This is a genomic window from Amphritea sp. (assembly GCF_048266285.1).
Taxonomy (GTDB): Bacteria; Pseudomonadota; Gammaproteobacteria; order Pseudomonadales; family Balneatricaceae; genus Amphritea.
On sequence record NZ_JBLWZV010000040.1, the window covers coordinates 1 to 11,343 of the forward strand.

An 11,343-nucleotide genomic window follows, 5' to 3' on the forward strand; every position below is an offset into this window, starting at 1 on the left:
GCCATAGGCTCACTCAGCAAATTGGAGAAGGGCTGACCCTACAAAAGATAAGCGAAGAAATTAAAATTAAACAAAAAAAATACTCAGCAAGGCACAAATCGGAATCAGGCAGTAGACCGGATCAACTTCTTTAATTCCGCCGATCGCAGTAACCCGTTGACGCCTATCTGACGAGCAATGCTCGCTTGTGAAAAACCCTGAATGATTCGTAACGGGTGCTCTACTTTCGCTCGGATACTGGCTCGGGGATATTCCGTTCGGATGGATTGCTTATTCTCGGGTGTTTCTTGATAAAACGCACCTTGCTAGGCCCTTTCTTTTTATAAATAGCGCAATTAGCCAATCCGCTTCGATATCTTTTAGTTCCTCTCGTTTTTGTGCGCCTCGATAACCTGAATCCGCCGAGATAAAGGTCTCCTCGCCATGAAGCAGATTTCCTGTTTCTGTGATGTCGTGTACGTTGGCGGCTGTCATGCTTAGGGTATGCGTCAGGCCCGTTCTTGCGTTTACTCCAATATGGTTTTTAGCCTGCCGTCAGACAATTGATCATGCATGAAGTCGATTGACCATACTTGGTTTGAACGCAACGGTTACTTTAATAGTTCAGGCTTGTGACTTTTAAGGCGTCTGCGGGGCCGCATTCTCAGATTCAAAGCCAGCTCACAGTAGATGCGATAAATCCGCTTATGGTTCCAACGAAAGCCTTTAACGTTGCAAAGATAGTCAAAGCGGCTCTAGCGCTCTTTGCACAAGAAAGCCGCTTTTACAATGCCGCCGATAAAATCAAAGCAACGAACAACCCAATTACAAATCAGCACTCACCCGCCGACGGCGGAACTTTGCTGGAGGCTCACCGTAAACTTTTTTATACCATTGAGAAAAGTGCGACGCGTCTGAAAAACCTGTCTCGTAGGCTATGCTAGTAATTGGCTTCGAGGTATTGAGCAGTAAATTACGACTATGTTCTAAACGAAGTTTTCGCCAATAAGCTGCCGGAGATGAGTGCATAAACACCTTAAATAGACGGTTCAATTGACGTTCAGTAGTATCAATCTGCTCCGCCAAATTACGAATAGGATATGGCGTACTCAGATTTTGCTGCATCAGTAAAATTGATTTCTCAATAAGCTGATTTTCATAGTAGACATCACCTAAGGGCACCGATTCCTGCTCTACAGCATCACCTTCATTAGGAGAAACTAACAGGTAATCTAACCCCTTCTTCGCCCGAGACTGTCCACAATGACGGCTGATAATATCTGCCGCCAAATCGATAGCAGTGCCGCCTGGACAAGTGGTTATATTCTGGTCAGAAATATGGCCTGAATCCACTACAGCCATAACACTCGGATAGCGCTTCTTAAAGTATTCCCAAATTGTAAAATGTACAGCGCAGTGGTGCTGATCCAATACACCCGCCTCTGCCAAAACGACAGTACCAGAGCAAAGCCCAATAAGAGGCACCCCCTTTTCTACAGCAAGGCGCAGGTAAGCTTTAATCGCTTCTGACGGATGGGTTGCTGTTTCCAACAATCCTGCCGCTACCGCAATATAGTCAAACTGAGTAGGATCCACCAAACCGAGCTGTGGTGTAATTTCCATTCCACAGCTCGCCAAGACCGGCTGCTTATTTTCAGACATCCATGACCAACGACAAAACAGCTGGTTACTACGAAAAGAGTGATCTGCTGCAAAACGAAGTGATTCAACAAAGCCTGCAACCGGCATCATCGTGAAGTCGGGAATAAGCAGAAAACCTACTGTCAAATCAGGCTCTAACGTTGGATCTATAACTCCAGTATCAAATACTCCTGGATGATGAAACGCCACTAAAAATTACTCCGAAGATATAAAAACATGCCTTGCCCGTTCAAAGCTACCGCTCCGAACCGGCACACCATTGCTTAAATTTCAGTGTGGCATTAACACCAACAGAGAGCAAAGGCTCTGGTGGATTTACCGCAGGGTCTGCCAGAGAACTGATGTAACTCAACAAACCAGAGGGTTGATCACAGATCAGATCTGCCAGCAGCTTACCGGTGATCGTTCCCTTAGTCACTCCCAGACCATTATGGCAAAATGAGCCAAAAACATTATCCCGTAGTTTGCCAAAAAATGGCGCATGATTTCTGCTAAGACACATCACCCCACCCCAGGTATGCTCAAGTTCCGCCCCTTGCAGAAACGGAAAACGCTTATCAAAACTCATCTGATGATGAACTTTGACTTTATCCCGTGTGCTCTGGCTACTCTTTCCCGTTGGATTAAAAGTAAACGAGTTACGAATCAAGACTCGCTGATCCGCTGTACGACGTACTGTTGATCCAAAGGGATCTGCAGGTATCACTCCCCAATAGGGGTCTCCTCCAAACAGAGACTGCTCTTTTTCATTAAGCTTTCGACTCATACTGGAATAGGTAAAGACCGGCAACAATCGCCCTTTCATAAACCCAAACTCTTTAGCAAATGCGTTATTTGCAAGAATCAGGTTTGATGCTGTGATTGTCGCTGCCTTGCTCTGCAACTTGATCTTATCCCCGTACTCAATGGTATTAACCGGAGACTGCTCATACAAAGTCACATTCTCAGGTAAAGAATCAGCCAACCCCCGTGCCAGAGCAGCCGGCTGAACCAACACAGAGCCAGGTGTATACATTCCTTTAAGATAGTATTCAGTCCCCAGTTTGCGTTTCATCGCACTCGCATCCATCAGAGAATACTCTGCACCTAGTCTATCTAAACCCTGCCGGTAGGCTTCTAATACTTTTACGCCACGTGCATTAGCCGCACCTTGAATCTTGCCACACTCACGCCAATGGCATTCAATACTGTGCTCGTTAACTAAGCGTTTAAGGTAGCTAATACCAGCCTCATTCAAAGCCATCTCATTACGAGCAGTTTTCAAATCACCTATATAATCAGAAGCCCCAAGATTATGAGGAAGATCTATCAGAAAACCCGAGTTACGACCTGAAGCGCCCTCTGCCACTTGCTGTGCATCGATAAGAATAATTCGATCCTGAGGACGATGTTCAGCCAACTGTCTGGCAATTCCTAGCCCAGTAAAACCTGCACCTACAATAACCCAATCTGCCTGTTCATCCCGATCTAAGCTCTGAATGCTACGCACTGGCAAGGATCTTAACCAGCCGCAGCTTTTATCGTCTGAAGGTAAATTTATAATTTGCTGCTTCATACTTATCTCAACTACTTCAGCAAACTTTATGCTTGGACTTTATGAATGACATAGTGTTTTTTCATTGGTGCAGTCACTTGCCAACAACCAACAAAACCCGCCGGTATAACAAAGGCATCTCCTGCTGTCAGCTCAGTGCGAAAACCATCTTCACGAATAAGCGCCATTGTTCCTTCCAGCAGGTAGCAGAACTCATTGCGATCGTTGTAATCTACTTTCCATGTACCTACGTCCGAAGACCATGTCCCGGATAACAAGCTTTCGCTGCTATCAATAAACTTATTCCATAACACCTGCTCAGGCGCGCCTTCAACTCGACGTTCACTCGCGACTGCAGAGACCTGTGGCTGTTCAGTGGTGGTTTTAAAATTAATTACTTGTACTTGATTCATCATCGACACTCCGTGTGTTGGATTGGATGACCCAACACCCTTAAAAAATACTTACATTGGCAGCTGGTAAGCGGTTTTCACTTTGGTATAGAAATCGACAGCATAACTACCTTGTTCACGAGGGCCGAAGCTGGATGCTTTAGTACCACCGAAGGGCACGTGATAATCGACACCCGCAGTTGGCATATTCACCATTACCATGCCCGCAGAGGCATGTCGTTTATAGTGTTCAGCATGCTTCAGCGAACTCGTCACTATGCCCGCCGACAGACCAAACTGCGTATCTTCGGCTTGGGCCAGTGCGGCCTCATAATCGGTAACCCTAGACAGGGTAACAACAGGACCAAACACCTCTTCCTGACAGATTCGCATACTGTTATCTACATCACTGAACAGAGCAGGTTGCAGGAAGTACCCCGGCGTTTTCGCATTAACTAAGCCTCCACCAGCTATCAAGCTTGCGCCTTCCTCTTGCCCTAAGCGGATATAGCTCAGATCTTGCTCCAACTGTTTACTATCAACGACTGGGCCGATTTGTGTCTGTGGGTCTAGCGCATGCCCTACACGTAAAGCTCGGGTACGCTCGGCAAAGAGTTGTGCAAAGTCCTGATAGATACCATCAGTCACAATAACTCTAGAACTGGCAGTACAACGTTGACCTGTAGAATAGAAGCTTCCCTGAACAGCGATATCAACAGCCAATTCAAGGTTGGCATCATCCAGAACGATGAGAGGATTCTTTCCTCCCATTTCAAGCTGAACCTTTGCCATACGAGTGGCACACTGTTGCGCAATGCTGGCCCCAGTTCCTGCTGACCCGGTAAAACTTACCGCATCCACGGATCTGTTTTTAATGATCGCATCGCCTACAGCGGAACCTGGACCGATCAGCATATTAAATACACCATCGGGCAGCCCTGAACGGGAAATAATCTCCGCTAACGCCCAAGCAGATGACGGTACTAATTCAGCCGGTTTAAATACTACTGAGTTGCCGTAACACAGGGCTGGCGCGATCTTCCATGCGGGGATTGCGACAGGGAAGTTCCAAGGCGTAATAATGCCAATAACGCCTACTGCTTCACGAGTAATATCGACCGTTGCCCCTGCTCTAACAGAATCGAGGCGCTGTCCAGGAATGCGTAACGCTTCTCCGGCAAAAAATTTAAATAGATATCCAGCCCGAGTAACTTCACCGATGCCTTCAACCAGCGTTTTACCCTCTTCACGAGAGAGCAACTCACCTAACTCTTGTTTTCGAGATAAGATTTCTGAGCCAATAAAATCCAACACATCAAAACGCTTTTGTGGATTTGACTGTCCCCAATCAACCGCCGCTGCCTTTGCTGCACTTATTGCTAGATCAGTTTCTTCACGGCCTACTCGAGCAAATTCATCAATCAGATCATTGGTGTCGGATGGATTGATATTACGTAGGACATTGTCGTTTTGGCCCTGAAAAGCACCATTTATGAAGCTTGTTTTCATCATTAATCCTGAACTAAAACCTAAACCAGGTTGGTTGGAGTCTTATCAAAAAAGTTATTGATATTATCGATCGCTCGATCCATCAAACCCTGCATCGCCTGCTGACTACTCCAAGCGACATGAGGTGTCATAAGGAAGCTAGGATGCCCGAGTAGCTCTAATAGAGGCTCATCTGCAGTCAAGGGCTCATTTTCAGTCACATCCAGCGCAATGCCCGCAATCAAGCCTGACTTTACGACTTCGACAATATCCTTCTCATTGATCAACCCACCCCGAGCAGCATTAATAATAACGGCCCCTGGCTTCATCCTTATCAGTTCATCTTTACGGAACATATCGCGGGTAGAGTCAATTAACGGACAGTGCAATGAGATTGCATCGGACGTCTCTAGCAATTCATCAAAGGAAACAAGATTAATATCGGTATTCGTTAATCCTGGATTGTAATAAACAACCTCCATACCCAGGCCTGAAACAATTTGGCCCATGGCTCGACCAATTTCACCAGCACCCACAATACCCAAACGGCTGCCTTGCAGATCTCTAATGGGATAATTCAAAAACACATTGGTTTGCCAATCATCGCCATACCACTGATCCGTTTTTAATAAATCATTGTATGAACCGATCTGACGGCGTAGCGCTAGCAATAAACCCAGCGCATGCTCAGCCACCGTTTGTGGCGAGTACGCAGGGACATTACAGACAGCTATTCCATTCGCTTTGCAGTACTCAAGATCGACATGATCAGTGCCTGTCATCGCTACAGAGATCAACTTAAGGTCCGGTAACTGAGCTAATTCAGTTGCTCTAAGCGGTGCTCCACAAGTGATAGCAACAGTCGACCCCTGCATCCGCTCAACCAATTTTTCGGGTTCTGTATACGAGTACTCATCCCAATAATGCTCAAAGGATGGACTCTTGAGGCTAACCGTATCTGCTACCGCCTCTTTATCTAGAAATGTAATTTTTTGCATCGTTTTTCTTCTATTTATTATAAGGACGAGTTACTTCTTCTTCGTCGGTACATAACCTGCTGGCGCTAGCGCTGCAAGCTGACGCGTAATAAATCCAGCATCCCCGCCGGTGTCTTCAATAGCCTCTTTACGCACCAACGCATCGCGCACCATCCGGCCACCGACATAACGGAATGGCTCAATAGGGAAACGTTTGATACGCGTATTAACCAGACCACAACGGGCCCATTCATCATCTTTTTCTAGTACAAGAGAAGCGACAATTCGACTAGCAAACACCGTTGTACCCACACCGTTACCGGAAAAGCCAATGCCATAGACAATATTTTCATGGCCATTAAGGTGACCAAATGTCGGCAAACCTTTCATGGTTCGATCGATCGGGCCTGTCCAACTACTAACAATTGGGATATCAGATAAATGAGGGTAAAGCTCATTAAATGAATCAGTAACTGGGCCCACAGCGGGTGATGGTTTTTCATACATATTGCCCACTCGGCCACCAAAACCAAATTCCCCCAAAGGCTTTCCGAACACCACTCGGCCATCTGGCGTATTTCGATAGTAGTTCAGTACAATACGAGAATCTGTCATACACTCCCCACCAACAAAACCGGCCTCTTTCAAACGCTCAGGTGCTTTTGCAGTGGCGATCATGTCGCTGGAAACTAGGGCAATGTTACGACGCAGTTCAGGGAAGATTGCACCCCAAGCGTTCATGGCAATGACAACTTTCTGGGCTGTCACTCTCCCCTTTTCAACTTTAACAACGGGAGTTTTGGAACGTTCTAGTGTTTTCATTGGCGTATTTTCATAAACCTCAACACCCATTTCTAAAGCATGACGGCGTAGGCCCCGCGCCAACATCGCAGGCTGGACCGTTGCAGCATTCGGGTCAAAGATACCGGCCAAATTCCGTGGAGTACCTGTACGTCGCGCTACATCCTGTGGGTCTAATGTTTCAAAAGGATTAACTTGATACTCGGTCAGTTCTTTAACCAACACATCCCAAGAGCCTTTCTGTTTCTCAGAACTGGCAGACCAGATCCACCCTTCTTTACGGTATTGAGCATCGATATTGTTCGCTTCACAGAACTCACCAATTTCATCAATAGCCGACTCTGCAGCAGAACAGATTCGAAAAGCTTCATCACGTCCGCACAGATCAACCAGTGATAAAAACTTAGCCCACCAGTTAGTCGCAATACCACCATTCCGACCACTAGCCCCGGAACCACAAAGGTCGCGTTCAACAATAACGACTTTAAGATCAGGATTTTCACGTTTCAGACGGATACTGGTCCAAAGGCCCAAATAACCTCCGCCAATAATGCAAACATCCGCTTTGATATCCGATCGCAGCTCAGGCGCAACTGCATTATCATAATCCAACGCCTGCGCGTACCAGTAACCTCTGTACATACCCTTCCTCATTCAGTCTTTAACTTGCTTCACGTTTGACCTGCAACGACAACTAGACATCTTTACAAATGATTCAATCCGCGAATATCTAATTGGAAAACAGATATACGCTTTCATCTCAGATATCGAATATAGAGAAGAACAGACACTCAAAGATAGAAACAATCAGACAATAAAGTGTAGATTTAGGCAGAATTGACACATTTAGACATTGAAGATCCTTTTGACTACACATACTTAAGACTAGGTTAACCCCAAAATACCACTTGTCTTAAACATACAAGAATCAGACATAAACCTCATATCGCCTCATCCAAACTAAACATAGAATTTAAGCAGAATTTAGTTATCACAATCATTGCTAGTGATCACTTAATACTAAAAATATTTAACTCAGATGAATATACCGTCTGATTATAAAAATATTTGATCCATATAAAACAAAAACAGGATGAAGTTTTTATGTTTAATAATAAATTATCCATTTTAAAATACCTCACTCTATCAACTGTTTTCGCCTTTTCCTGTAGCCAGCTGGCACAAGCGGAGACTCTTAAACTCGCGATCGGCACCTCACCTAAAGATGCTCCAGCAGGACAGGCCCTTTATGAGTGGAGTGAGTTAATTGAAAAATATTCCGATGGCGAAATTGAAACAATTGAATATTACCAAAATGAATTAGGCGGTCAGCAAGAAGTATTTGACCTACTCGTCAGCGGTGAAATCGATGGCATGTTAACCTGGCCTATGACCTCTTATGATAAACGTATTGGAGTCATCTACACGCCATATATGGTTACCAGCTGGGACGAAGCTTTAAAAGCTTACTCAGATACAGGTTGGTTGAGTGCTACCCTGAATAGCGTTTATAAAGATATCGGTCTGAAATTCATGGGCCCATGGCCAGAGGGCTTCAATGGCGTAGCAACCAGCAAGCATTACGCCACCGACAGCGCAGCCGCTAAAGATATTAAAGTACGTACTATTCCTGCGTTCCCATTCCCTCAAACTATGCAGGCTCTGGGATACCAGACTGCTTCTATCGACTGGGGTGAAGTCTATACAGCACTTCAGACAGGCGTTGTTGATGGTGATGCTGGCAACGTAATCTACTGGGACTACGAATACTTCCGCGACACCCTAGATTACTACGTTCGCACCAAGCACATGTTTATGACTGCTATGTTCCTCATGAACGATGAGACCTTCGCTGACCTTACTGAAACTCAGCAAGCGGCAATCCGTCGCGCATCTAATGAGATGGTTGCTAAGCAGTTTAAAGAAGCTAAGAAAGTAGATAATTTCTATGTCGCTGAAGCGGTTAAATCCGGCATGAAGTACATAGAGCTGAATGATGAAGAACTTAAAGCCCACGCGACACTAGCCCGTGAAAAGGTATGGCCTGTAATGCGTGAAGAGTTAGGTGCTGAAATCATGGATATCGTTACGGAAAACGCTGAAAAACTGTGACAGGTTTAATACTCCTCCCTTGGCAGCTCTGTTTTTCAGAGCTTCCTTATCTTTGAGAGAATAACTATGCAGAGCAACAATTCCACAAAACATAGTTTCATAGATAAACTCCTTAGCAGCATCGTAATCATTTCCAGCTTAAGTATCGTCGTACTCATGATTTTTCTTATTCTGAGTCGTTATGTTTTTGGCTGGTCTGTCGTCGGTGTTCTAGAAGTTATTATGATATTTGGTATCTGGTTATATATGACCGGCTCCCTTATTGCCAGTAAGCGAGATGAACACTTAGTTGTTGATCTACTATCTTTAAGTCTCAAATCAGGTAAAGCAAGAGTTATTCATCAAGTTATTGTTTATTCAATAACAACGATCATCTGTGCTTTCTTTATTTTTTGGTCATACAAGATGCTGGCCTGGGGATTAAAAAGACCACAAGTAACACCTGGCTTATCCATTTCTTTACTGGTTCCCCAAGCATCAATCATGGTTTGTGCTGTTGGTACTTTTATTTATTCCATCAGAAACATCTTGATAAATATAAAAACTATTAGATCGTTAGGTTAATATTATGGAAGCACTACTGGGACTCGTTTTATTACTCGTATTCATGGGCATTGGAATACCAATAGCTTGGTCATTTGCCGGCGTTCTGGCTTTTCTGACTTTCAGCTACGATACCGGGCTGAACACCTTAATGATGCAAGGTTTTCGTTCTATTAATTCCGTCGTTTTGATCGCATTGCCGCTGTTTGTCCTAACCGGTTACCTGATGCAAAGTGGTGGTATTGCCCGGCGACTCGTTGAATTTATCGAAACGCTAATGGGCCATAAGCGGGGTGGAATGGGTACTTCAATGATCCTTGCCTCAGGTATCTTTGGCGCGATTGCTGGCACTTCAACGGCAGCCGTTGCCTCCATTGGCAAGATCATGATCCCTCCCTTAGAGCAAAAGGGTTATCCTCGAGGATACTCTTCTGCACTGCTGGGTATCTCATCTCTATTGGGTATATTGATCCCACCTTCGATAATTATGATTCTGTTTGCCGTAGTTACCCGACAATCGGTGGCCGCTTTGTTCGCAGCATCAATCGGGCCTGCATTACTACTTATTGGTTTTCTAATCCTGCTGAACAGATTTTTCTCTAACACTTGGTTTAAAGAGATTAACGATGAAACTAGAAAAGCCATTGCAGCTAACAACTCTAAATCCAAAGCCTCGTTAAAAGCGGCCCCTGCCCTTTCATTACCCGTGATTATATTAGGGGGTATCTACGGTGGTATCTTTACACCAACTGAAGCTGCTGCAGTTGCTGCTTGCGCAGCAATATTTATTGGCTTTTTCATCTACAAAGATCTTACGATGCGATCCTTTGGCCGAAGCATTGTTGATGCTTCAGAAACCACTGGCTCAATCATGATGATTTTGCTGTTCTCGTTTATGATCGGTCGAATACTCTCTGCTGAGAAAATCCCTCAGGAGCTAACGGAATCCATCAGTAATCTAATCACAGACCCCATACAGATACTGATTGTGATCAATATATTCCTGATCATTGCTGGCGCTATCCTTGATGATGTCTCAGTAACGGTAGTTATTGCTCCTCTGTTTCTACCACTAATGGTTAGCAGCGGCATTGACCCAATCCATTACGGTTCTATTGTTGCCTGTTCAGTCGTAATCGGAGCCAACAGCCCACCGGTTGCACCGATACTCTATATGGCCTGTCGGATAGGTGATGTCTCGATTCACAAGGCTGTTGTTCCAGCGCTGGCGTTTATTGCATTTGCCGGTATCCCGGTGATGCTAATCACTACCTTTGTACCAGAACTATCCTTGTTTATCCCCCGACTACTAGGCCTGATCTAACCCAATATATAATTTATATTTGCCAACCCATAGCGGCCTCACCGCTATTCTTTACCGCCCTAATCCCAGGGCGGTTTTTTTGTAATTACGATGATGTGCGAAGCTATAAAACACAATGAAAAAAAGACAGTACATCAACACTGTGTACACATGTACGATGTAGATACAAAGTTTTGCTGAGAGGCAAAGTCACTACCTACGCCAGTGAGTATGTGCCCTTGAACATGTATTAATCCAAGTAATATTTGACTTTAAATCACAGAGCTTATGCTTGACTGGTCGAATTTTGAACTTTAGTATCCAAAAAAGATGTAAATAAAAAGGCCACTCTAATACAGCAACCTGAGTATTCAGGGAGCCAAAACACTTATGGGTTTAAGGTTTAGATTATGAAACCAGCACTGAATTTTCGTAAGACCGCCTCAGTAAGTCTGCTTCTCGTGCTATTCATATTACAAACAGGCTGCTCAATAAACGCAAGAGATTATGCTTGGTCTTCGTATGAAGGACGTGATCCCTCGATAGACAAAT

The 11,343-nt window shown here is 44.7% G+C and carries 9 protein-coding genes and 2 pseudogenes; 3 read left to right on the top strand and 8 right to left on the bottom strand.

Features of this window, described 5'->3' with window-relative positions; all coding sequences use genetic code 11:
• Positions 1–182: 182 nt before the first annotated feature.
• The 8 genes and pseudogenes from ACN0T0_RS19995 to ACN0T0_RS20030 form a co-directional block, all read right to left on the bottom strand.
• Positions 183–525 (bottom strand): annotated as a pseudogene (locus tag ACN0T0_RS19995) (transposase); the annotation flags it as partial.
• A gap of 2 nt (positions 526–527) precedes the next feature.
• Positions 528–728: pseudogene (locus ACN0T0_RS20000) on the bottom strand (IS3 family transposase); the annotation flags it as partial.
• Positions 729–804: 76 nt separating this feature from the next.
• A complete protein-coding gene (locus ACN0T0_RS20005) occupies positions 805–1,830 on the bottom strand; it encodes a GlxA family transcriptional regulator (protein WP_417228566.1) in 1,026 nt (341 codons plus the stop codon).
• Positions 1,831–1,876: 46 nt separating this feature from the next.
• The gene (locus tag ACN0T0_RS20010) at positions 1,877–3,196 is read right to left on the bottom strand and encodes an NAD(P)/FAD-dependent oxidoreductase (RefSeq protein ID WP_417228568.1); all 1,320 of its coding nucleotides are present in this window, start codon (positions 3,194–3,196) and stop codon (positions 1,877–1,879) included.
• A gap of 26 nt (positions 3,197–3,222) precedes the next feature.
• Complete coding sequence (locus ACN0T0_RS20015; RefSeq protein WP_417228570.1) at positions 3,223–3,588, bottom strand: cupin domain-containing protein; 366 nt, start codon at positions 3,586–3,588, stop codon at positions 3,223–3,225.
• 51 nt (positions 3,589–3,639) lie between these two features.
• Positions 3,640–5,076: an aldehyde dehydrogenase family protein gene (locus tag ACN0T0_RS20020; RefSeq protein WP_417228572.1), complete on the bottom strand. Its 1,437-nt coding sequence runs from the start codon at positions 5,074–5,076 to the stop codon at positions 3,640–3,642.
• Positions 5,077–5,096: 20 nt separating this feature from the next.
• Positions 5,097–6,053, bottom strand: coding sequence for an NAD(P)-dependent oxidoreductase (locus ACN0T0_RS20025; protein ID WP_417228574.1), 957 nt, complete (start codon positions 6,051–6,053; stop codon positions 5,097–5,099).
• A 30-nt stretch (positions 6,054–6,083) separates the two neighbouring features.
• Positions 6,084–7,475: an NAD(P)/FAD-dependent oxidoreductase gene (locus tag ACN0T0_RS20030; protein ID WP_417228576.1), complete on the bottom strand. Its 1,392-nt coding sequence runs from the start codon at positions 7,473–7,475 to the stop codon at positions 6,084–6,086.
• Between the two features lie 462 nt (positions 7,476–7,937).
• Here ACN0T0_RS20030 and dctP point away from each other — a divergent pair, with 462 nt between their 5' ends.
• The 3 genes from dctP (at position 7,938) to ACN0T0_RS20045 (ending at position 10,812) form a co-directional block, all read left to right on the top strand.
• Entirely contained in the window at positions 7,938–8,945 is a 1,008-nt protein-coding gene (gene dctP / locus ACN0T0_RS20035) for a TRAP transporter substrate-binding protein DctP (RefSeq protein WP_417228578.1), read from the top strand.
• Between the two features lie 156 nt (positions 8,946–9,101).
• Complete coding sequence (locus ACN0T0_RS20040; RefSeq protein WP_417228580.1) at positions 9,102–9,509, top strand: TRAP transporter small permease; 408 nt, start codon at positions 9,102–9,104, stop codon at positions 9,507–9,509.
• 4 nt (positions 9,510–9,513) lie between these two features.
• On the top strand, positions 9,514–10,812 hold the full coding sequence (locus ACN0T0_RS20045; protein WP_417228582.1) for a TRAP transporter large permease: 1,299 nt from the start codon (positions 9,514–9,516) through the stop codon (positions 10,810–10,812).
• The last annotated feature ends 531 nt before the right edge of the window (positions 10,813–11,343 follow it).

Bases quoted from the DNA above. Each gene is read 5' to 3' on its own strand.
- dctP (WP_417228578.1), top strand. From the start codon at position 7,938: ATGTTTAATAATAAATTATCCATTTTAAAATACCTCACTCTATCAACT.
- ACN0T0_RS20030 (WP_417228576.1), bottom strand. From the start codon at position 7,475: ATGTACAGAGGTTACTGGTACGCGCAGGCGTTGGATTATGATAATGCA.
- ACN0T0_RS20020 (WP_417228572.1), bottom strand. From the start codon at position 5,076: ATGAAAACAAGCTTCATAAATGGTGCTTTTCAGGGCCAAAACGACAAT.
- ACN0T0_RS20040 (WP_417228580.1), top strand. From the start codon at position 9,102: ATGATTTTTCTTATTCTGAGTCGTTATGTTTTTGGCTGGTCTGTCGTC.
- ACN0T0_RS20025 (WP_417228574.1), bottom strand. From the start codon at position 6,053: ATGCAAAAAATTACATTTCTAGATAAAGAGGCGGTAGCAGATACGGTT.
- ACN0T0_RS20015 (WP_417228570.1), bottom strand. From the start codon at position 3,588: ATGAATCAAGTACAAGTAATTAATTTTAAAACCACCACTGAACAGCCA.
- ACN0T0_RS20045 (WP_417228582.1), top strand. From the start codon at position 9,514: ATGGAAGCACTACTGGGACTCGTTTTATTACTCGTATTCATGGGCATT.
- ACN0T0_RS20010 (WP_417228568.1), bottom strand. From the start codon at position 3,196: ATGAAGCAGCAAATTATAAATTTACCTTCAGACGATAAAAGCTGCGGC.